At 69.8% G+C, this 21,014-nt stretch carries 18 protein-coding genes and 2 pseudogenes; 4 read left to right on the top strand and 16 right to left on the bottom strand.

Annotated features, from left to right (window positions below; genetic code table 11):
- Positions 1-5: 5 nt before the first annotated feature.
- Entirely contained in the window at positions 6-1,376 is a 1,371-nt protein-coding gene (locus BN1701_RS04650; RefSeq protein WP_054045817.1) for a cytochrome P450, read from the top strand.
- On the opposite strand, the gene BN1701_RS04645 is transcribed toward BN1701_RS04650, so the two are convergent.
- From BN1701_RS04645 to BN1701_RS04580, 15 genes and pseudogenes are all read right to left on the bottom strand, one after another.
- Positions 1,363-2,169, bottom strand: a complete 807-nt coding sequence (locus BN1701_RS04645; protein ID WP_054045815.1) for a phosphotransferase family protein — start codon at positions 2,167-2,169, stop codon at positions 1,363-1,365. The genes BN1701_RS04650 and BN1701_RS04645 overlap by 14 nt on opposite strands.
- A 177-nt stretch (positions 2,170-2,346) precedes the next feature.
- Positions 2,347-2,952 (bottom strand): TetR/AcrR family transcriptional regulator, encoded by a 606-nt coding sequence (locus tag BN1701_RS04640; protein WP_054045813.1) that lies wholly within the window; start codon positions 2,950-2,952, stop codon positions 2,347-2,349.
- A gap of 8 nt (positions 2,953-2,960) precedes the next feature.
- A complete protein-coding gene (locus BN1701_RS04635; protein WP_054045811.1) occupies positions 2,961-4,118 on the bottom strand; it encodes an acyl-CoA dehydrogenase family protein in 1,158 nt (385 codons plus the stop codon).
- Entirely contained in the window at positions 4,115-6,049 is a 1,935-nt protein-coding gene (locus BN1701_RS04630) for a biotin carboxylase N-terminal domain-containing protein (RefSeq protein WP_054045809.1), read from the bottom strand. Before BN1701_RS04630 ends, BN1701_RS04635 begins: the two co-directional genes overlap by 4 nt.
- A gap of 7 nt (positions 6,050-6,056) precedes the next feature.
- Entirely contained in the window at positions 6,057-7,655 is a 1,599-nt protein-coding gene (locus tag BN1701_RS04625) for an acyl-CoA carboxylase subunit beta (RefSeq protein WP_054045808.1), read from the bottom strand.
- 152 nt (positions 7,656-7,807) lie between these two features.
- Positions 7,808-8,002, bottom strand: a pseudogene (locus BN1701_RS35240) (acyl-CoA carboxylase subunit beta); the annotation flags it as partial.
- Between the two features lie 133 nt (positions 8,003-8,135).
- Positions 8,136-9,281 carry an acyl-CoA dehydrogenase family protein gene (locus tag BN1701_RS04620; protein ID WP_255364579.1) on the bottom strand — a complete coding sequence of 382 codons (1,146 nt, stop codon included), beginning with the start codon at positions 9,279-9,281 and terminating at the stop codon, positions 8,136-8,138.
- Positions 9,278-10,930, bottom strand: coding sequence for an acyclic terpene utilization AtuA family protein (locus BN1701_RS04615; RefSeq protein ID WP_054045806.1), 1,653 nt, complete (start codon positions 10,928-10,930; stop codon positions 9,278-9,280). Before BN1701_RS04615 ends, BN1701_RS04620 begins: the two co-directional genes overlap by 4 nt.
- Positions 10,927-11,712 (bottom strand): TIGR03084 family metal-binding protein, encoded by a 786-nt coding sequence (locus BN1701_RS04610; protein WP_054045803.1) that lies wholly within the window; start codon positions 11,710-11,712, stop codon positions 10,927-10,929. Before BN1701_RS04610 ends, BN1701_RS04615 begins: the two co-directional genes overlap by 4 nt.
- A 39-nt stretch (positions 11,713-11,751) precedes the next feature.
- A complete protein-coding gene (locus BN1701_RS04605) occupies positions 11,752-12,372 on the bottom strand; it encodes an HAD family hydrolase (protein ID WP_255364577.1) in 621 nt (206 codons plus the stop codon).
- Positions 12,369-13,718, bottom strand: a complete 1,350-nt coding sequence (locus BN1701_RS04600; protein WP_054045801.1) for a glutamine synthetase — start codon at positions 13,716-13,718, stop codon at positions 12,369-12,371. Before BN1701_RS04600 ends, BN1701_RS04605 begins: the two co-directional genes overlap by 4 nt.
- A complete protein-coding gene (locus BN1701_RS04595) occupies positions 13,715-15,427 on the bottom strand; it encodes an IucA/IucC family siderophore biosynthesis protein (RefSeq protein WP_054055615.1) in 1,713 nt (570 codons plus the stop codon). The genes BN1701_RS04600 and BN1701_RS04595 overlap by 4 nt, the downstream gene beginning before the upstream one ends.
- A gap of 50 nt (positions 15,428-15,477) precedes the next feature.
- The gene (locus tag BN1701_RS04590; RefSeq protein ID WP_054055614.1) at positions 15,478-16,728 is read right to left on the bottom strand and encodes a lysine N(6)-hydroxylase/L-ornithine N(5)-oxygenase family protein; all 1,251 of its coding nucleotides are present in this window, start codon (positions 16,726-16,728) and stop codon (positions 15,478-15,480) included.
- A complete protein-coding gene (locus tag BN1701_RS04585; RefSeq protein ID WP_054045799.1) occupies positions 16,728-18,119 on the bottom strand; it encodes a pyridoxal-dependent decarboxylase in 1,392 nt (463 codons plus the stop codon). Before BN1701_RS04585 ends, BN1701_RS04590 begins: the two co-directional genes overlap by 1 nt.
- The gene (locus BN1701_RS04580) at positions 18,116-19,066 is read right to left on the bottom strand and encodes an LLM class F420-dependent oxidoreductase (RefSeq protein ID WP_054045797.1); all 951 of its coding nucleotides are present in this window, start codon (positions 19,064-19,066) and stop codon (positions 18,116-18,118) included. Before BN1701_RS04580 ends, BN1701_RS04585 begins: the two co-directional genes overlap by 4 nt.
- Positions 19,067-19,167: 101 nt before the next feature.
- Between BN1701_RS04580 and BN1701_RS04575 the strand changes: the two genes are divergently transcribed.
- From BN1701_RS04575 to BN1701_RS38065, 3 genes and pseudogenes are all read left to right on the top strand, one after another.
- Entirely contained in the window at positions 19,168-20,007 is an 840-nt protein-coding gene (locus tag BN1701_RS04575; protein WP_054045795.1) for a helix-turn-helix transcriptional regulator, read from the top strand.
- Between the two features lie 6 nt (positions 20,008-20,013).
- Complete coding sequence (locus BN1701_RS04570; RefSeq protein WP_054045793.1) at positions 20,014-20,202, top strand: DUF397 domain-containing protein; 189 nt, start codon at positions 20,014-20,016, stop codon at positions 20,200-20,202.
- Between the two features lie 167 nt (positions 20,203-20,369).
- Positions 20,370-20,522: pseudogene (locus tag BN1701_RS38065) on the top strand (Imm1 family immunity protein); the annotation flags it as partial.
- A gap of 4 nt (positions 20,523-20,526) precedes the next feature.
- Here BN1701_RS38065 and BN1701_RS04565 read toward each other — a convergent pair.
- On the bottom strand, positions 20,527-20,934 hold the full coding sequence (locus tag BN1701_RS04565) for a VOC family protein (RefSeq protein WP_054045791.1): 408 nt from the start codon (positions 20,932-20,934) through the stop codon (positions 20,527-20,529).
- Positions 20,935-21,014: the final 80 nt, after the last annotated feature.

The following is a 21,014-nucleotide window of genomic DNA, read 5'->3' as shown; positions in this document are numbered from 1 at the left end:
GCCCCATGACGACGGTGCGCAAGGTGGAGCGGTGGCTGTCGGATCGGCCGTGGCCGACGCGCGAGCTGTCCCCCACCCCTCCGGACTCCCGTCCCGTGCTCGGTGACGCGGGCCTGCCTGTCCTCGGCCATACCCTCAGCATCCTGCGTCAGGGCGTCGATTTCGGCCTGCGGCGTTATGAGCGCTACGGCCCGGTGTCGTGGATCAGCTCGTTCGGCACGAAGTTCGTCACCGCTTCGGGCCCGGAGGCGGCGCAGGTCGTGCTGACCAACAAGGACAAGGCGTACTCGCAGCAGGGCTGGACGTTCTTCATCGGCCCGTTCTTCCGCGGCGGCCTCATGCTGATGGACTTCGAGGAGCACCTGCAGCACCGGCGGCTGATGCAGCACGCGTTCACCCAAGACCGGATCAGCGCCTACAACGCCCGCGTCGCCGACATCGCCGAGCGGGAGATCCGCGAGTGGCCCGCGCGCGACGGCTTCCTGGTCTACCCGGCGCTCAAGCAGCTGACACTCGACGTGGCCACCGACATCTTCATGGCGACCAGCGGCCGGACCGACGCGCTGCGCGAAGCGTTCATCGACACCGTGCGCGCCGGGACGTCGCTGGTCCGCTACCCGGTGCCCGGCGGCCGGTGGGCGGCGGGGCTGCGCGGGCGCAAGGTGCTTGAGGCGTACTTCCGGGAGGCTGTGCCGCGCAAGCGCGCCAGTGTCGACGACGACCTGTTCTCCGCGTTGTGCCACGCCCGCACCGACGAGGGCGACGTGTTCAGCGACGACGACATCGTCAACCACATGATCTTCCTGATGATGGCCGCGCACGACACCTCGACCATCACCACGACGGCGGCGCTGTACTTCCTCGGCAAAGACCCGGTCTGGCAGGAAAGGGCCCGCGCGGAGTCGATGGCGGTCGACGAGATCACCACGTCCACTTTGGACAGCCTGACGTCGTTGGATCTGATCATCCGCGAGAGCATGCGACTGGTCTCGCCCGTTCCGTCGCTGGCGCGGCAAACGGTTCGCGACACCGATCTTCTTGGCCACCATGTGCCCGCCGGGACCAAGATCGCCGTCTCGACGTGGGTGAACCACCTGCTGCCCGAGTACTGGCCGGACCCGACCCGGTTCGACCCGCTGCGCTTCGCCGAGGACCGGCGCGAGGACAAGGTGCACCGGTACGCGTGGATGCCCTTCGGCGGCGGCGTGCACAAGTGCATCGGCATGCACTTCGGGATGTACGAGGTCAAGACGCTGCTGCACGAGCTGCTGCGGATGTTCCGGTGGTCGGTCCCGGAGGGCTACCAGGTGCGCTGGGACCCGACCGCGCTGCCCGTGCCGACCGACGACCTGCCGATCCGCCTCACTCGGCTCTGAACAGCCACTCCAGCGACGCCTGGGCCTGGGTCACGAACTGCCGCAGCCCGCTCTCGACCCCGTAGCGCCAGTCCTCCAGGACCGAGCAGCGGGCGTAGAAGACCGCCCGCTCGACGAATCCGTCTGGCCTGCCGGAAGGCAGGACGCCGAGGTCGCGGTAGAGCAGGCCGTGGTCGTAGGCCGGGTCGCACAGCGCGGCGTCGGTCCAGTCGATCACCCCGCTGACCCGGCCGTCCTGGATGAGGACGTGCTCGATGCCGAGGTCGTTGTGCGAGAAGACGACCTCGTAGTCGGGCTTGGGCGGCGCCTCGGCCAGGAACGCCTCGATGACCGGCCGGAACCTGGCGGGCACGGCCAACGCGGCGTAGCAGTCCTTGGCGTCGGCGAGCCAGCCCTCGCCGTCCTGGTCGTCGACCTCGACAAGGTCGGCGACCAGGTCGACCGGGATGACCTGCAGCGCGTCGAGGAACCCGCGCAGCTCGTCCACGACCCCGGGCGGGCACTCGGGGAGGTCGAGCAGCTGGGTTCCGGGAAGCCGGTCATAGGCCAGACAGCGCAGCTCCGGCACGACCAGTCTCGGCAGCGGGATCCGCAGCGGCGAGAACCCGGCGACCACCTCCAGCAACCGGGCCTCGGCCGCCACATCGGTGTCACCCTTGGCGAACCGGACGATCAGCTCGCCGTTGACGTCGAAGGCGGTGTTGTCCTGCCCTTCTCCCAGGTGTTCGACGGTGTCGACCCGGAGGTCGGGCAGGTGCGCGGCCAGGACCGCGCGGACGTCATCGCTCCCCATGCCCCGATCCTACGAACCGAGGCAACTCGTTTCGACCTTATGGACCCGCCGGGAGCGCCGCGCCGCGGTTGTCGACCGGAGCGAAGCCGAACCGGACGATCGTCGCCCGGTCACGACACAGGAAAGCCACGCCGGTTGGGCGCGACCCCGGTCATCTGGTCCACAGTGGACTGGATGTCAGCCCGCCAACGTGGTGTGCAGGACGGCGGCCCATTGGTTCAGGACCCGCGTGCGGCGGCCGCGGTCGTCGGTGAGCAGGTTCGCCAGGCCGAGTCCACGCGCCAGGTCCAACGTCGCCTGGACGGCCTCGCGCACCCCAGGCAGCGACTCGTCGGCGCCGAGGGCGGCAACGGTCATCCGGTGGGCCTCGCGGCCGACGTGGGCTTCCAGGGGGACGACCTGGGCACGCAGTTGCTCGTCGGAGGCCGCCGCCACCCACAGCTGCAGGGCCGCGCGGAAGAACTTGCCCGCGTACAGCTCGCCGATGGTGGTGACCACCAGCTCGGTGCGCTCCGGCCCGGGTGGCAGGTCGGGCATGGCCTCGCTGAGGGTGGCGATGCGTTCGTCGGTGACGTACTCGATCGCCGCGGTGACCAGGTCTTCCCTGGTCGGGAAGTGGTGCTGGGCGGCGCCGCGGGACACACCGGCGCGTTCGGCGACGACCGTGACCGTGCTGCCCGACCAGCCGACCTCGGCGAGGGACTCGATGGCGGCCTCCAGCAGCCGCTGCCGGGTGGCCCGACTACGGTCCTGCTGGGGTTGCCGTACTGCCTCGCTGCTCACTGCCACCTCTAATAGGACTTGGGCAGCCCCAAGGAGAACTGCGCCACGAAGTTCAGGATCATCTCACGGCTGACCGGTGCGATCCGCGTGAGCCGGGACGCGCCGATGAGCGCGCCCAGACCATATTCGCTGGCCAGTCCGTTGCCGCCATGGGTCTGCACCGCCGCGTCTACCGCCTTGGCCACGGCCTCACCAGCGGCGTACTTGGCCATGTTCGCCGCCTCGCCCGAGGCCATGTCGTCGCCGCTGTCGTAGAGGGCGGCGGCCTTCTGCGCCATCAGCTTGGCCAGTTCCAGCTCGATCTTGGCCACGGCCAGCGGGTGCGCGACGGCCTGGTGGGCGCCGATCGGCTCCTTCCACACCGTGCGGGTCTTGGCGTACTCGACGGCCTTGTCCAGCGCGAAGCGGCCCATGCCCACGGCGAACGACGCGGCCATGATCCGCTCCGGGTTGAGGCCCGCGAACAGCTGCATGAGCGCGGCGTCCTCGGAGCCGACGAGCGCGTCGGCGGGCAGGCGGACGTCGTCGAGGAACAGCGCGAACTGGTAGTCCGGCGCGATGATGTCCATCTCGATCTTCTTGTACTCGAACCCGGGCGCGTCGGTCGGCACGACGAACAGCGCGGGCTTGAGCTTGCCGGTCTTGGCGTCCTCGGTGCGGCCCACGACCAGCACCGACTGCGACTCGTCAACGCAGGAGATGAAGACCTTGCGACCGCTGAGGACCCAGCCGTCGCCGTCGCGGCGGGCCGTGGTGGTCAGCTTGTGCGCGTTGGACCCGGCGTCGGGCTCGGTGATGGCGAAGGCCATCCGCAGCGAGCCGTCGGCGAACCCGGGCAGCCAGCGCCGCTTCTGCTCGTCGGTGCCGAAACGGGCGATGATCGTGGCGCAGATCGCTGGCGAAACAACCATTTGCAGCAGGCCGGCGCCCGCCGCGCCGAGTTCCTCGCACACCGCGGCCAGATCGCCGATGCCGCCACCCCCGCCGCCGAACTCCTCGGGCACGTTGACGCCGAGGTAGCCCAGCTTGCCCGCCTCGTTCCACAGCTCAGTGGTGTGACCGCCGGAGCGGGCGGCCTTGATCGTGTACTCGTATCCGTACTTGCGCCCCAACTCGGCGACCGCCGCGCGCAGAGCCTGACGCTCGGGGGACTCAGTGAAGGTCACGCTTCCTCCTGCACAACGGCGAGAACCCGGCCCATGTCGACCTGGTCCCCTGGGGACACGGTGAGTTCGGCGACGACACCCGCGACGGGCGCGTCGATCCGGTGTTCCATCTTCATCGCTTCCAGCCACAGCAGCGGCTGACCGGCCTCGACGTGCTGACCAGCCTCGACCGCCACCCGCACGACCGTGCCGGGCATCGGCGCGAGCAGCGAACCGGCGGCGATGTGGTCGGCGGGGTCTTCGAACCTGGGCTGGACGGTCAGCGCGACCGCCCCGAACGCCGAGTCGACGCAGGCCAGGCCCGGGTAGGCGGCCACGTCGAACCGGCGCCGGACGCCGCCGACCTCCAGTTCGACCACCGTCGGCGCGGCCGACAGCAGCCGCACGCCCTCGACGCCGACCAGGCCGTCGCGGGTCACCCGGTAGCGGACCTCATGGTCGCCATAGCGTTTGACCTGCGGCTGCGACGGCACGTTGCGCCACCCAGCGGGCAGCCTGCCGAGCACGCGCGCCGTCGCCCGGTTCGCCTCGGCGTCGGCCAGCGCCGCGGCCAGCGCGGAGAGGGCTTCGGCGTCCTTGTCGGCCAGCGGGGCGGCCAGAGTGTCCAGGCCGTGCCGGTCGAAGAACGCGGTGTCGGTGTCCCCGGCGAGGAACGCCGGGTGGCGCAGCACGCGCACCAGCAGGTCGCGGTTGGTCCGCAGGCCGTGGATCTTGGCCCTGGTCAGCGCGCCCGCCAGCGCGCGGGCGGCGGCGGTGCGCTCGGGCGCCCAGGCGATGACCTTGGCCAGCATCGGGTCGTAGTGCACCCCGACGACCGACCCGGTGCGCACCCCAGAGTCCAGCCGGATACCCGCGCCGACCGGGTTGGCGAACTCGGTGCCGGGAAGGTCGAAGGCGAGCAGCGTCCCGCTCTGTGGCCGCCAGCCCGCCGCCGGGTCCTCGGCGTAGAGCCGGACCTCGATGGCGTGCCCGGTCGACGCGGGCGGCTCGGCGGGAAGCCGGGCACCCTCGGCGACGGTGAGCTGCAAGGCGACCAGGTCGAGCCCGGTGACGCACTCGGTGACCGGGTGCTCGACCTGCAGGCGGGTGTTCATCTCCAGGAAGTAGAAGCGCCCGGACTCGTCGGCCAGGAACTCCACGGTGCCCGCGCCCTCGTAGCCGATGGCCGACGCGGCCGTGCGCGCGGCGTCGAACAGCCGCTCGCGCATGCCTTCGGTCCGCTCGACCAGCGGCGAGGGGGCTTCCTCGACGACCTTCTGGTGGCGCCGCTGCAACGAGCACTCACGTTCGCCGACAGCCCAGACCGTGCCGTGCCGGTCGGCCATCACCTGAACCTCGATGTGCCGCCCGGTCTCCAGGTACGGCTCGATGAAGACCGTCGGGTCGCCGAACGCGGAGCCCGCTTCGCTGCGCGCCACCTCCAGTTCGGCAGGCAAGTCGTTGGCACTGCGGACAATCCGCATACCCCGGCCACCGCCGCCCGCCGACGCCTTGATCAGCACCGGGAACTCGGTCACATCCGATGGGTCCAATTTGGACAGCACCGGCACGCCCGCCGCCGCCATCAGCACCTTGGACTCGATCTTGGAGCCCATCCGCTCGATCGACTCGACCGGCGGGCCGACCCAGGTCAGCCCGGCGTCGATAACCGCTTGGGCGAACCCAGCGTTCTCCGACAGGAACCCGTAGCCGGGATGGATGGCGTCGGCACCGGCGTCGAGCGCGGCCTGGATGAGCAGGTCGGCGCGCAGATAGGTCTCGGTGGGGGTGTTTCCGGGCAGCCGCACGGCGCTGTCGGCCTCGGCGACGTGCGGGGAGTCCGCGTCGGCGTCGGAGTAGACCGCGACCGTGGCGATGCCGAGGTCGCGGGCGGTGCGGAAGACGCGGCGGGCGATCTCGCCGCGGTTGGCCACGAGCAGTGAGGTGATCATGTCCCGCTCACATCCGGAAGACGCCGAAGCCGTCGGCGCCCTTCACTGGTCCATTGTGGATTGCGGACAAGGACATCCCGAGCACCGTGCGGGTGTCACGCGGGTCGATGATGCCGTCGTCGTAGATCATCCCGGAGAGGAATGTCGGCAGCGACTCCGCCTCGATCTGCCCCTCCACCATCGCGCGCATGGCCGCGTCGTGTTCCTCGTTGAAGACCTGCCCGCGACTCTCGGCACCTTGGCGCATGACGATCGAGAGCACGCCCGCGAGCTGCTGCGGCCCCATGACGGCGGACTTCGCGCTCGGCCAGGCGAACAGGAACCGGGGGTCGTAGGCCCGGCCGCACATGCCGTAGTGGCCCGCGCCGTAGGAGGCGCCCATGAGGATCGAGATGTGCGGCACCTTCGAGTTCGACACCGCGTTGATCATCATCGCGCCGTGCTTGATGATGCCGCTCTGCTCGTACTCCTTGCCGACCATGTAGCCGGTGGTGTTGTGCAGGAACAGCAGCGGCGTGTTCGACTGGTTCGCCAGCTGGATGAACTGGGTGGCCTTCTGCGCTTCCTCGCCGAACAGCACACCGCGCGCGTTGGCGAGGATGCCGACCGGGTAGCCGTGGACCTGCGCCCAGCCGGTCACGAGGCTGGAGCCGTAGAGCGGCTTGAACTCGTCGAAGTCCGAGCCGTCCACCACCCGCGCGATAACCTCGCGCGGATCGAACGGCACCTTGAGGTCGGTCGGCACGATGCCGAGCAGATCCTCGGCGTCGTACTCGGGCTCGGCGTAGTCGGCGGCAGGCGTCGGCCCCTGCTTGCGCCAGTTGAGCCTGCGGATGATGCGGCGCCCCAACCGGATGGCGTCTTCCTCGTCGACGGCGAGGTAGTCGGCGAGCCCGGAGATCCGCGCGTGCATCTCCGCACCGCCGAGCGACTCGTCGTCGGACTCCTCCCCGGTCGCCATCTTCACCAGCGGCGGCCCGCCGAGGAACACCTTGGCGCGCTCCTTGACCATCACGACGTAGTCGGACATGCCGGGCAGATACGCCCCGCCCGCGGTCGAGTTGCCGAACACGAGCGCGACCGACGGGACACCGGCCGCCGAGGCGCGGGTGATGTCGCGGAAGGTGCGCCCACCGGGGATGAAGATCTCCTTCTGGGTCGGCAGGTCCGCCCCGCCAGACTCCACCAGGCTGATCGACGGCAACCGATTCTGCGCGGCGATGTCGGCGGCGCGGAAGCCTTTGCGCATGCCCCAGGGGTTGATGGCTCCGCCTTTGACCGTCGGGTCACTGGCGTTGATCATGCACTCGACACCTTCGACCACGCCGATGCCGGTGACGAGGCTGCCACCGACCTGGTAGTCGGTCCCCCACGCGGCCAGCGAGGACAGTTCGAGAAAGGGCGAGTCCGGGTCGAGGAGAAGCTCGACCCGCTCGCGGGCCAGCAACTTTCCACGCTTGCGATGCCGGGCGACATACTTCTCGCCACCGCCCGCGACGGCCTTGGCGTGCTCGCCGTCGAGGTGGTCGAGCTTCGCCAGCATCGCCTCACGATTGGCCTGGAAGTCGCCCCCGGACGAATCCACCGAAGAACGCAGAACCGTCATGCCACCAACCTCCTGTGGTGTGACCCATAACGTTGGCCTGGTATCGGCGTGTCCACGGCGTCGCTGTCAAGGCGCAGGGACCGCACGCATACCGGGTGCACGTGGCTGTTTCGGCAACGCGAGCAGCGGCGTCGTGGGCAGGGCGAGTCCTGGTCGAGAAGGAGTTCGACCCGCTCGCGGGCCAGCAACTTTCCTCGCTTGCGATGCCGGACGACGTACTTCTCGCCACCGCCCGCCACAGCCTTGGCGTGCTCGCCGTCGAGATGGGCAAGCTTCGCCAGCATCGCCTCCCGATCGGCCTGGAAGCCGCCCCCGGACGAATCCACCAAAGAACGCAGAACCGTCATGCCACCAACCTCCGAGCACGAAGCCCCCGCCCAATCCAGGGGGGACGTCCCTGGTCCAGTCTGCCGGCGAGAGGTGTCAAAGGATCTTCGTTGCTGGAGGGCTGTGGACAGCCGTCCCGCATTGTGTGCAACCTCATGAGGTGTACCCCAATCGCTTGGCGGCCAGGCCGGTCATGATCTCGTTGGTGCCGCCGCCGATGCCCAGGATGCGCATGTCGCGGTAGTGGCGCTCCACTTCGGACTCGCGCATGTAGCCGAGGCCGCCGAAGAGTTGGACGGCCTGGTGGGCCACCCACTCCCCCGCCTCGACCGCCGTGTTCTTCGCGAAACACACCTGAGCGATGACCTCCTCGCCCGCCAGGTGCCGCTCCGCGACGTCCCGTGTGTACGTCCGCGCGACGTCGATCTTGCGGGTCATCTCGGTCACCGTGGTCTGCACCGACTGACGCGAGATCAGCGGCCGCCCGAAGGTCTCGCGCAGCCTGCACCACTCCAGCGTGAGGTCCAGCGCCCGCTGCGCCGCCGCGTACGCCTGTACCGCCAGCGTCAGCCGCTCGGCGACGAAATTCTGCGCGATCTGGATGAACCCGGTGTTCTCGGCGCCGACCAGGTTGGCCGCGGGCACCCGGCAATCCACAAAGGACAGCTCGGCGGTGTCCGAGCACAGCCAGCCCATCTTCTCCAGCCGCCGTGACACCGTGAAGCCGGGGGTGTCCTTCTCGATCACCAGCAGCGAGATCCCGTGCGCCCCCGCGTCGCCGGTCCGGACCGCCATGGTGACGAAGTCCGCGCGGACGCCGGAGGTGATGAATGTCTTTGCCCCGTTGACAATGAAGTCGTCGCCGTCGCGCTTCGCCGTCGTCCGTAGGCCCGCGACATCCGACCCGCCGTCGGGTTCCGTGATCGCCAGCGACCCGATCATCGAGCCGGACAGGGTCGGCCGGACCCACCGGTCGATCTGGGCGGCGTCACCGGCGAACGCGATGTGCGGCAGCGCGATCCCGCAGGTCAGCAGGGCCGCGATCAGACCACCGGAGGCACCCGCGTAGTGCATCTCTTCCACGGCGACCATCGCGTCGATCAGGTCGCCGCCACCGCCGCCGACCGACTCCGGAAACGCCAGCCCGAGCAGGCCGAGGTCACCCGCGACGCGGTGCACCGACCTAGGCACCTCGCCTTCGCGCTCCCAAGAATCCAAATGGGGCAGCACTTCCGCGGCCATGAACCTGCGTACGGTCGCGCGCAGCTCTTGCCGCTCCGGCGTGTCAAAAGAGCTCACAGAAACACCTCCGGAACATCCACCTGCCGCGACCGAATCCACTCACCCAACGCCTTGGCCTGCGGGTCGAACCGCGTCGCCGCGGCGACCCCGGCGCCGAGCAGCCCGTGCACCACGAAGTTGACCGCCACCAGATTCGGCAGCAGGTGCCGCTCGATCTCCAGTTCGGCGGTCTCCGGCAACAACACCCGCAACCGGTCGACGGTCAGCGTCCGCACCAGCCAGTCGTACGCCTCCGGCCGACGCACCCACAGCCCGAGGTTCGCGTCACCGCCCTTGTCCCCCGACCGCGCCCCGACCACGAGCCCGAGCGGCACACCGCGAGTCGGCCCGAAGTCCGTGCCCGGGTCAGTCCAACCGACCGACCGCGGCTCGACCGCGGTACCGGGCGTCCACTTGACGACCCGCCGCTGCCCCGCCACGACAGCGACGTGCTCGACCTCCGCCGACGACACGTACTCCGGCCGATACACCCCGACCGGCGTCCCGTCCGCGGGCGGCGCCGTCATCGTGAACCCGGGGAAGGACGCCAGCGCCAGCTCCACGGTCGCCCGCGAGAACGCCTTGGCCCGCGCCGGGTCCGGGGTCTTCACTATCGCGTGCAGCAACGCGCTGGCGGCTTCCTCGGTGTCGGCGTCGGCGTGGTCGGTCCGCGCGAGCGTCCATGTGATGCCGTCCGCGCCGATGGCGCCTTCGAGCTGGCGCCGCACCAGGTTCGCCTTGGCCTCGATGTCAAGTCCACAGAGGACGAAAGTCGCGCTGTTGCGGAACCCGTCAAGGGTGTTCACACAGACTTTGACGGTCTCCGGCGGCGGTCCACCCGTGACCCCTCTTATCCGCACACGATCCGAACCATCAGCGGTCAGCGCGATCGAGTCGAACCGGGTAGTGACGTCCGGACCAAGGTAGTCCGCGCCTTGGATCTCGTAGAGCAGTTGCGCCGTAACGGTTTCCACCGTAACCGCGCCGCCGGTCCCCGCGTGCTTGGTGATGACCGACGAGCCATCCACCTCGATCTCGGCGATCGGGAAGCCTGGGTGACGGAGGTCGGCGACCTCGGTGAAGAACGCGAAGTTGCCGCCCGTGGCCTGCGTGCCGCACTCGATCACGTGTCCGGCGACGGTCGCCCCGGCGAGTGCGTCGAAGTCGTCGCGGGCCCACCCGAAGTGCGCCGCGGCGGGGCCGACCACGAGTGAGGCATCGGTTACCCGGCCGGTGACGACGATGTCGGCGCCCGCGGTGAGGCACTCCGCGATCCCCCACGCGCCAAGGTAGGCGTTTGCGGTCAACGCACCCTCGCGCGGTAGCAGGTCGTCGCCCTCGACGTGGGCAACCGACACGTCCACCCCGAGCCGCTCGGCCAGCGCACGGATCGCGTCGGCCAGGCCTGCCGGGTTGAGGCCGCCCGCGTTGCTGACGATCTTGACACCGCGGTCCTTGGCCAAGCCGAGGCAGTCCTCCAGTTGGCGCAGGAACGTCTTGGCGTAGCCGCCCGCCGGGTCCTTCATCCGCTGACGCCCGAGGATGAGCATGGTCAGCTCAGCGAGGTAGTCGCCGGTCAGCACGTCGAGATCGCCGCCGGTCAGCAGCTCGCGCATGGACGAGAGGCGGTCGCCGTAGAAGCCGGAGGCGTTGCCGATGCGGATCATGACTTCTCCCGTCCGGCCCCGGGCGGGCCCGCGAAGGCCTGCGCGATGTCGAGCCACTCGTCGGCGTCGGCGCCGTAGGCCACCAGCGTGGTGTCATCGCGGTGCGCGCGCTGGGTGACGAGCAGACAGAAGTCGACGGCGAGCCCGGTCACCCGCTGCGCGGCGTCGTCCGGTCCCCACGTCCACACCGAGCCGTCGGGGGCGATCAGCTCGACCCGGAACGCTTCGGTAGGCGCCGTCCTGCCGTTCACCAGATAGGCGAAGTCCCTGGTCCGCACCCCGAGGTGGGCCACGTGCCTGATCCGCGCGGCGGGCACCCGTTTGACGCCGAGCGCGTCGGCGATGTCGTTGCCGTGCGCCCAGGTCTCCATCATCCGCGCGGTCGCCATGGACGCCGCGCTCATCGGCGGGCCGTACCAGGGCAGCTTGACCCCCGGCGGCACCGCGGCCAGCGCGCCCTGGAGGGCTTCGCGCAGCTCACGCCACCTGGCGAGCAGTTCCGCGGGCGGCACGGCCGCGCCTTCCTCGGCGCCGTCGTCGACGAGTCGCTGCGGGTTTCCGCTGGTCAGCGCGGCCGTGAACTCGGCCTGGAAGGCGTCGGCGTCGGTCGCGGCGAGCAGCGACCGCTCGTCGGTCCACGCCAGGTGGGCGATCTGGTGCGCGACGGTCCAGCCCTCGGCCGGGGTCGGCGTCGCCCACCTGTCGGCGGGCAGGTCGGCGACCCAGGAGTCGATCTCGTCGCTCTCGGCGCGCAGGTCGGCCAGCAATGCGGTCAGGTCCACGCACCCACCGTGGCACGGCGGGTGCGCAGAATCAAGCAGTCATGCTTGTTTTTTTATCCAACCGGCAAGCCAGGTCGGAAAGTCGCCCAGGTCGGCGAGCACGACCGCCGCTCCGGCCGCCCGGAGTTCCGCCGCCGAGCACGGCCCGGACGTGACCCCGACCGGCACGGCACCGGCCGCGAGCGCGCCCACCATGTCCCCCTCGTGGTCGCCGACGAAGATCTGCGCGCCCTGCCGCACCAGCTCCGGGGCCTTCGCTGCCGCCCAGAGTCCGCCGATGACCGCGTCGACCGTCCACCCGAGTGCCTTGACGTGCAGTTCGGCGTTGGGCGTGTGCTTGGCCGTGACCACCACCGCGCGACCGCCCACCGCGTGGACGGCCTTGATGGCCTCGGCCGCGCCCGGTAGCGCGACCGTGCCGGGGATGACTACCTCGGGATAGTCGGCGCGGAACAAGTCGATGAACTCGTCCATCCGGTCCTCCGGGACGCCCTGCTCGCGGAACTTCTGACGCAGCGGCGGCCCCAACTCGGCGATGAACGCCACGCCGTCGAGCGGGATGCCGGTCTTTCGCCCGATCGCGTGCACCTGGTCGACCATGCCCGCCCGCGCGTCGATCAGCGTCATGTCCAGGTCGAATCCGACCACCAGCCCGCTCACGACCGCAGGTCCCCTCTCGTGCGCTGCCAGTCCGAGACGGAGTCCAGGCCGGTGGTCAGTTCCTCGCCCAGCATCGCGACGCGGTGGTCGACCACCGCGTCGCCCAGGATCGCCCTGGCGAGTTTGGAGTCGCTGAGGCGGGTCTGGGCCTCCCACGGGGTTCGCGCGAGGTCGCCGACGACCCGCCCCTCGGCGGGAAGGTCCAGCCGTTCGTCCACTCCGGACAGACCGGACGCGATCAGGGCCGCCACCACCAGGTGCGGCTGCGCGTCGGCGCCCGCGAACCGCGCCTCCATGCGCAGGGACGGGCCGTGGCCGACCAGGCGGACCGCGGCGGTCCGGTCGTCGGTCCCCCACCGCAGCGTGCGGGGTGAGAACGGCGCCGTGCGCAGGCGGACGTAGGAGTTCCACGTCGGCGCCCAGAACGCGGTCAGATCGGGCGCCGCGCGCAGGACACCCGCGAGGAAGTGGCCGAACACAGTGGACGGCTCGGTCGGCCGGGCGCCCGCGACCATCGGGGCGCCCGCCGGGTCGGTGAGGGAGAGGTGCACGTGGCAGGAGCCGCCCTGGCCGGTGGCCTCGGCGGCCAGGTAGCCCGCGCGGACACCGTGTGCGGCGGCGGCTCGGCGGATGGCGAGTTGGTGGAGCATGGCGTCGTCGCAGGCGGCGAGGGCGTCGCGGTGGCGCAGGACGATCTCGTACTGGCCGGGGTGACACTCGCCGCGCGCGGACTCCGTGCCCAGCGCCAACGCGTCCAATGCGTCGCTGACCTTGTCCAGCAGGTCGGAAAGGGGTTCGGTGCCGCCGACGGCGTAGTCGAGGCCGCCCTTGGTGAGCGGGTGGCCCGCCGCGTCGGTGAAGGTGACCTCGTGCTCGATGCCGACCGCTGGCACCAAGCCCGCCTTCTCGGCCGCGGTCAGCTGTTCCTTGAGCACACTCCGCGGCGCCTCGGCGACCGGGCGGCCGTCGGGCCACTCGACGTCGCAGACCACGAACCACGTTCCGGGGCCCGCGGGGGCGAGAGTGGCCAGGTCGGGCCGCATCCGTAGATCCCCGTAGCCGCCGAGGAACTGGTCGACCGCCGAGGCGTTGACCGGCTGACGCTCCGGGTTCCAGCCGAAGACGTAGGCGCACAGGCCGTAGCCCGACACGAGGACAGTGTCCACAAAGAACTCGGCACCGACCTCGACGGACGCGAACCGGGTATGTGGATCGGGTACCAGGCAGATGATCCGGCGCACCGAACCCGACGCCACCGCCGCCCGCAACGCCCCGGACAGCGCTGACGCGGTGAGGGCGCGGTCGGCCAAGGTGCGCGGACCGACTGGTCTGGCGTGCTGGATCACCAGGCACCCCCGGCGTCCGGTCCCGCCAGCGGGTTCACGGCACGGCCGAACCGGACATCGAACTCGTCGTCGCGCTCGATCTTGTCGAATCCCTGCCCGGCCAGGTGTTCGCGGTTGAGGCACACCCGCTCCACATCCACCGCGAACAGCCCGCACGCGTCGAACCGCGCCGCCGTCTCCGGGTGCGCGTCACGGTAGGCGCCGACGATCTCCCGGACCAAAGCCCACAGCCGGGGCCTGCCGAAGTTCAGTTCCTCATCGAGCACCTCGGCCCAGAACCGCAGCTGACCTGCGAAAACGGAGCTGAACAGGGACTGTGCCAGCAGGTGCGCCGGCCAGCGCAGCATGTCCGCGCGGGCGGCCGAACCGAGCAGGTCGTAGCTCGGCAGGTCCTCGTCGAGCAGGTCGACGCCTTGGGCGAAGTCCTTGATGGCCACCCGCAGCGGCGTGCCGTGGGCGTCGGTGACGAGGACGAGGTTCTGGCCGTGTGGGCAGAACCCGACGCCGTGGGCGAGCAGCCAGTGCAGCAGCGGGGTGAGCGTCATGTCAAGGACCAGCCGCAGCCACGTCCCAGTGTCCATACCGGACTCGCGGATGAGCCGCACCAGCACCGACTCGCCGTCCGGACCCCCATACGGCAGAGCGGCGAAGGAGATGGCCCGCTCCCCCGGCTCAAGCCGCGCGCGCATCGGCTCGCGCCACAGCGCGCCCAAGGTCTCGTGGAAGCGGTAGGGCAGCTCGTCTATCGCGCCGAACAGCGGATGCCTGACCGACACGCTCGCAACCTCGCCGAGCAGGTCGAACCCGTACTCCCGTAACAGCTCGTCGCCCGCGTGCACCTCGCGCAGCCAGGTCGTGACCTCAGGAGCGGCGAGCGTGGCGGCCGAGTTGAGTCCTCTGTAGACAAGGGTGTTGCGCACCGACACAGCCGTCTTGACGTCGCGGCGGGTCGGGTGGCTGACGTTGGCCAGCGTGCGGATGGTCTGGTGTGGGCGATAGCGGTCGCGGCCCTCGCCAAGTTGGACGATGACGCCGGTCGCCAGTTCGGCGGCGTAGTACGTGCCGACGATCTCGTCCAACTGCCACGGATGCACCGGCACCAGGACATAGTTCTGCGGATCCGGCAGCGCCGCGCGGAACATCGCCAGCTGGTCCGGACCCAGTTCCTCGGTGAGCAGCTGCTCCTCGGCGAGCCCGTCCACGCTCCGGAACGACGCGTGGTCGCGGTGCACGGCCAGCCACGGCAAGCCGAACCCAGCCCCGGCCTCGGGCGCGAACCGGGCGCGGTCGGCGGCGGAGAACCCGACCCGGCCCTTGTTCATCACCAATCGAGGGTGCCCGGTCAGGTGCCCGTCGGCGGTGTCGTAGTCCATGGCGACAAGTTCGGCGGCGGTCGGCGCGTGTTCGAGCCGGGTGGCCTCGTTGGTGACGGTCGCGGTCAGCTCGGCCAGCACCTCGGCCAGCCGCAGCCCGGTCAGGCCCAGTTCCTCGCGCGCGTCGACCACCAACGTCCTGGGGTCGTCGGCGGGCACGCCGTCGCGGGTCGCCGAGCCGGGGCGCACCGCCCACGACTCGAACGCGCCGGTCCTGGCCACGAACGCGTAGGTGGCTCCCGGCAGCGTGATCGTCCACGCCCGGTAGCCCCCGTCCCCGGGCGGTGCGGCCGGTTCCGGCCGCAGCATCCCCTCGTAGCTCAGCTCGCCGAGCATCTTGTGCACGACCAACGCCCCGGCCTCACGCCAGGCTTGCGCACCGCGAGTCACAACGCTCCCTCCGACAACCCGAACGTGGTGAACGCCGTGCGCTGGGGCAGCCGGTAGACCGCCCGGCCGCACACGGCGTTGACGATGGTGGCCGACCGCCAGGCGGCCAGGCCGAGATCGGGCGCGCCGACGCCGTGAGTGTGGCGCTCGGCGTTCTGAACGTAGACCGCGCCGGTGATGCCCGGGCGCAGCCGGAGCCGGTAGTCGGCGTCGACCTGGAGCCTGCCGGAATCGTCGCGGCAGGCCGCGTCGGCCAGCAATGGGCCGAGGTCGCGTTCGACATAGCCGGTGGCGCAGACGACGGCGTCGGTGCGGAGTTCGGTCGTGGTCGCCTGCTGGCCGTGTCGCACGGTGAGTTCCAGGCCCGGCCGCGCGGCGACGACCTCGGTGCCCGGCGCGAGCGTCACCTCAGGCCAGCCGCCGCCGACGGTGCGCTGGTAGAGCTCGTCGTGGATGGCGTCGATGGTCTCGGCGCTGATGGCTTTGTAGAGCTGCCACTGGGCGGGCACGAGCCGGTCGCGGGTGGGCGCGTCGAGGCCGTGGAAGTAGCGAACATAGTCAGGGGTGAACTGCTCCAAACCGAGCTTGGAGTACTCCATCGGCGCGAAGGCGGACGTTCGGGTGAGCCACCGCAGCCTGCCCGATTCCCTGCGCCGCAACAGGTCCAGGAACACCTCGGCGCCAGACTGCCCCGAGCCGACGACCGTGACGTCACCGGCGTCGACCAGCTTGTCGCGGGCGACGAGGTAGTCGGCGGAGTGGACCACGTTGTCCAGTCCCCGCAACGGTTCGGGCAGCACGGGCGCGGTCCCGACACCCAGTACCACCGATCGGCTCAGCACGGCACCGGTCGAGGTGGTCACCGCGAACGCGTTGTCCTTTGTGGACCACTCGATCCGCTCGACCTCGGCGCCGAACGCACAGGAGTCGAGGCGTTCGCTGGCCCAGCGGCAGTAGTCGTCGTACTCGGCGCGCGGGATATGGAAGCGCTCGGCGAAGTAGAACGGGTAGAGGCGGTCGCGGTCGCGCAGGTAGTTGAGGAACGAGAACGGGCTCGTGGGGTCGACCAGGGTGACGAGGTCGGCGAGGAAGGGGACCTGGATGGTGGTGCCGTCGATCATGAGGCCGGGGTGCCAGCGGAACTCTGGTGCGCGGTCGAAGAACCGCGCGCGTAAGTCGGTCGCCGAGGCGAGCGCGGCTAAGGAGAGGTTGAACGGGCCGATCCCGACGCCGACGAGGTCCAGCATCAGCACCCGCCCGCGATCAGGTCTAGCACCGGCGCGTAGTCGGCTGCGGTGGCATGGGGGTGCAAGAGAGTCAGCTTGAGCCACAAGCGTTCCCGGCCATCCCAACCATCCAGAGTGGAGGGAGCGACGGTGGCGCGACCGATGACCGCGGTGCCATTGTCGAGCAAGTCGCGGCGTACGGCAGCGACCATCGCGTTGCCCGCTTCGAGGCCCAACTCGGTCTCGACCTGGTCGGCGACCAGCGGGCGCAGCAGGATCGTTGAGAGCGTCGGCTCGCCCCAGATCCGCAGGCCGGGGTGCGCGCGGATCGCGTCGGCGACGGTGGTCGCGGTGTCACAGCAGTGGTCGACCATGGCGCCGACACCGTCGCGGCCGAGGGCGCGCAGGGTGACGGCGATCTTGAACGCGTCGGCTCGGCGGGAGGTGCGCAGCGAGCGGCCGAGAAGGTCGGGGAGTCCGGCTTCGGCGTCGTCGGCGGCGTTGAGGTAGTCGGCGCGGACGCTGAGCGCGGCGAGAGACCGAGCGGACTTCGCTGCGAACACACCTGCCGCGATCGGCTGCCAGCCGAATTTGTGCAGGTCGAGACCGATGGAGTCGGCTTGGTCCATGCCGGCGAGCAGCGGCCGTCTCGTGCTGAACAGCAGCCCGCCGCCGTAGGCCGCGTCGACGTGCAGCCAGGCCGGTCTCAGCGCGGCGATCTCGGGGAGCGGGTCGATGGCGCCGGTGTTGGTGGTGCCCGCGGTCGCGATGACAGCGGCGGGACCGTCGATGGTCGCCAGCACGTCGGCCAGCGCGGAGGGGACCATTCGGTCGCCGGCGCAGTCGACCTGGATCGGTTGCGGCAGACCAAGAACCCAGGCGGCGCGGGCGACGCTGTGGTGGGCGTTGCGGCCGCAGACCGGCTGGACCCGACCGATGTTCTCCCGCGCGAGCAGCAGACCGTACAAAGTGGACTCGGTGCCGCCGGTGGTCACCACGGCGTCGGGGTTGTCGGCGGCCGGGTAGCAGAGTCGGGCCAGCTCGTGGCTGAGCTGTTCCTCGATGGCGCTCGCCGCGGGCGCCTGGTCCCAGGAGTCCATCGACGGGTTGAGCGCACTGGCCACCAGATCGGCGACGGCCGCCACCGCGAGCGGTGGGCAGTGCAGGTGCGCGGCGCAGGCCGGGTCGGCGGGGTCGGCCGAACCGTGCGCGAGGAAGCGCGTCAGCTCGACCAGCGCGTCGACCGGCCCGACCCCCTGGTCGGGCATGGGCGCGCGAATGGCTCGCGGGCCGCCCGCGGGCAGCGGCCCACCACGCTTGAGCACCCCTTCGGCCAGCGCGTCGAGCGCGACGGTGACAAGGTCGCGCAGTGCGTGGTCGGTCGCGAGTTCGGTGCCGTCCGGCCTGGTCACCGGGGCGCCAGTGCCCGCACGGTCTCCGCCGGGTCGGCCCCTGTCGGCAGCACCGCGATGACCGGCGTTGTCAGTCCGGCCGCGACATATTCGGCGACACGGTCGCGGCACTGGTCGGGGGTGCCGTGCACGATCAGGTCATCGACCACGGAGTCGGGGATGGCGGCGTTGGCCCCCATCCGGTCGCCCGCGGCCCACGCGTCGTGCATGGGCTTGAGGATCTCGCCCCGGCCGAGCCAGTCGTGGAAGGCCGCGTAGACCGGGACTGTGAGATAACTGCTGATCAGGAGCCTGCCAAGCCCACGCGCGGCGTCCGCGTCGTTAGTCGGACAGACAAAGATCCGGGCGACGAGATCCAGGTCGTCCCCAGTCTCGGCACGAACCGTCGGCACGTCACCCGGCGCGAGCCAGTTGGTGATCGCGCCGTCGGCCTCGCGCTTGGCCAGCTTGAGCATCCCCGGCCGCAACGCCGCGAGGAAGATCTCCGGCGGGGGCGACGGCGTGCGCTCCAGCTTGAACTTCTGAATGGAGAACGTGTCGTACTGCTCGGTGACCTTCTCGCCGGCCAGCGCCTTGCGAAGGAACCGGAGCGTGTCCTTGGTCCGCTGAACCGGCTGCGCGAACTCGGCCCCGTTCCACCCCTCCACAATGGTCGGCGAGGACGTGCCGATCCCCAGGACGAACCGCCCCGGCGCGAGCTCGGCGATGGTGGCGGCGCTCATCGCGAGCAGGCCGGGGCCGCGGGTGTAGATGGGCACGATGGCGGTGCCCAGCCGGAGGGTCGGCGCCCACTCGGCGACCAGGGCCAGCGGGGTGAAGGCGTCGGTCCCAGCGGTCTCCGCGGTCCAGACGTCGGTGTAGCCGAGGTCAGGCAGCTCACGGACCAGTTCCCGGTGCGCGGTCAACGGGACGCCGGTCAACGGCAACGTGATGCCCCACCTCGACATATGGCCCTCCTAGTTCGCCTCACTGACAGCGTTTCACACCCTGATATACCTCATCCATTGGTGTCGATCGCGATTTGTCCGACAACTGATCTCATGAACACATGAGCGACCGACTGCCCGCGCGCCTGCGTGCGCTGGCCACCGAGCTGACCACCTTCCGAGAACGCGCCGAACTGACCACCCGAGCCGCCGCCAAACGCATCGGCACCTCGATCACGACCCTCAACCGCACAGAGAACGCCAAACGGGTGCCGACGATCGCCGAGGTCGCAGGCCTACTGGCCACCTACGGCGTAGTGGGCAGCGAACAGAAGCGAATCTTGACCATGGTGGACGAGGTCCACTCGCCAGGATGGTTGGAGCGCTCTCCCCGTCTCGACCCAGTGGTGAAGGCGCTTGGTGACTTCGAGTCGGAGGCTAGGTCGATAGTGAACTTCGCGCCGTCAGTGATACCCGGCCTCCTCCAGACCCACGAGTACGCGCGAGCGATCATGGCTACGGGTTACCTCAGTGAGTCCGAACAACAGGCCATGGCGAAGGCGCGGATGCAGCGGCAGAATGTGCTGTCCAAACTGGCGGCTCCGATGTACACGGCCATCCTCGACGAAGCAGCACTCCGGCGCGCATATGGGGGTTGTTTCGTCATGGCCGACCAGCTGCGCTGGCTCGTCGACCGGGCGAAATCGCCAAACATCTCCATCCGGATCATCCCGTTCCGGCACGGCGGCTACCACAATCCCGGCTACTACAAGCTGCTCGGCTTCGCCCAAGCTCCGCCTGTCGTCTACGTGGAGCCGCACGAGACGTCGGGGTTCCTCGACCATCCAGATGATGTGAAGCTGTTCCGAGACAACGCGGAACACCTGTTGAAGGTGTCCTTGGGTTCCACCGATTCAGTGAATCTTCTGACCAGGTTGGCGACTGACTTCGATCGGAGCTGAAACACCATGCACGGAGAGTGGCGAAAGTCCAGCTTCAGCAGCGGCACCAAGGCGGACTGCGTGGAGGTCGCCTACGCGACCTCCGTCCGCCTCCGCGACTCCAAGAACCCTGACACGGGGACCCTCACCATCCCGACGTCGACCTGGTCCCCCGGACTCCTGGCCGTCGCATGCCCACGACACCAGGTGAGGTAGCCGAAGCCCTGGAAGAAGGCACCGACGGCCTACCGTCCGCCGAGGTCATCATCACCAATTCAACGGCAAGACCACCGGGTGCTGGACCGATCACACTGTCGGTGTTGAACGCGCGCGCGGCACTTCGCTACACCGGTCACGGCACCTGATACAGCCACGGCGACCACGTCAATCCGAACGGCGTCGAGTTCGCCTACTTCGGCACCGGTCACGACTTTCCCGCCGACTCCGAGGTCCCGCTCGGCTTGATCCGTCAAGCCATGGAAGAGCTCCTCGAAGGCGGCGGGAAACGCCCCACCTGTGTCACCTGGCAAGAGTGAGGGCTCAGGCCTGGGTGATGTTGACCATCCATCCAATGCCGAACTTGTCGGTGAGCATGCCGAATTCGTCGCCCCACATCTGCTTTTCCATGGGGACGGTGACCGTGCCACCCTCGGCGAGTTTCGTGTAGTAGCCCCGCAGTTCCTCCGCGTCGTCGCCGCTGAGGCTGACTGACATGTTGCTGCCCGCGCTGTACGCGGCTCCGGGCGGGTTGTCGGCGCCCATGATGGTGTAGCCGCTGTCGGTCTTCAGCGACCCGTGCATGATGTTGTCGGCGCCGTCACCGCTCGGGTCCCCGTACTCGCCGAAGGTGTTCATTTCGAGCGTGCCGCCGAAGACGTCCTTGTAGAACTCCATCGCCTGGCGGGCGTCGCCGTTGAAGCTGATGTACGGGTTGAGCAGGGAAGCCATCGGGATCTCCTTTGGTACTTGCCGGTCCGCGGAAATCCTAAGCCTGATCAGGCCGTCCGGCAGGGGCAGCCGACAGCCGC

Origin of the sequence: Alloactinosynnema sp. L-07, from assembly GCF_900070365.1 — a bacterium.
Taxonomy (GTDB): Bacteria; Actinomycetota; Actinomycetes; order Mycobacteriales; family Pseudonocardiaceae; genus Actinokineospora.
The sequence above is the reverse complement of the archived record's forward strand: the minus strand, read 5'-3'. Positions and strand labels throughout refer to the sequence as shown.

Bases quoted from the DNA above. Each gene is read 5' to 3' on its own strand.
- BN1701_RS04650 (WP_054045817.1), top strand. From the start codon at position 6: ATGACGACGGTGCGCAAGGTGGAGCGGTGGCTGTCGGATCGGCCGTGG.
- BN1701_RS04645 (WP_054045815.1), bottom strand. From the start codon at position 2,169: ATGGGGAGCGATGACGTCCGCGCGGTCCTGGCCGCGCACCTGCCCGAC.
- BN1701_RS04630 (WP_054045809.1), bottom strand. From the start codon at position 6,049: ATGATCACCTCACTGCTCGTGGCCAACCGCGGCGAGATCGCCCGCCGC.
- BN1701_RS04625 (WP_054045808.1), bottom strand. From the start codon at position 7,655: ATGACGGTTCTGCGTTCTTCGGTGGATTCGTCCGGGGGCGACTTCCAG.
- BN1701_RS04615 (WP_054045806.1), bottom strand. From the start codon at position 10,930: ATGATCCGCATCGGCAACGCCTCCGGCTTCTACGGCGACCGCCTCTCG.
- BN1701_RS04595 (WP_054055615.1), bottom strand. From the start codon at position 15,427: ATGCTCGGCGAGCTGAGCTACGAGGGGATGCTGCGGCCGGAACCGGCC.
- BN1701_RS04590 (WP_054055614.1), bottom strand. From the start codon at position 16,728: ATGCTGGACCTCGTCGGCGTCGGGATCGGCCCGTTCAACCTCTCCTTA.
- BN1701_RS04580 (WP_054045797.1), bottom strand. From the start codon at position 19,066: ATGTCGAGGTGGGGCATCACGTTGCCGTTGACCGGCGTCCCGTTGACC.
- BN1701_RS04575 (WP_054045795.1), top strand. From the start codon at position 19,168: ATGAGCGACCGACTGCCCGCGCGCCTGCGTGCGCTGGCCACCGAGCTG.
- BN1701_RS04570 (WP_054045793.1), top strand. From the start codon at position 20,014: ATGCACGGAGAGTGGCGAAAGTCCAGCTTCAGCAGCGGCACCAAGGCG.
- BN1701_RS04565 (WP_054045791.1), bottom strand. From the start codon at position 20,934: ATGGCTTCCCTGCTCAACCCGTACATCAGCTTCAACGGCGACGCCCGC.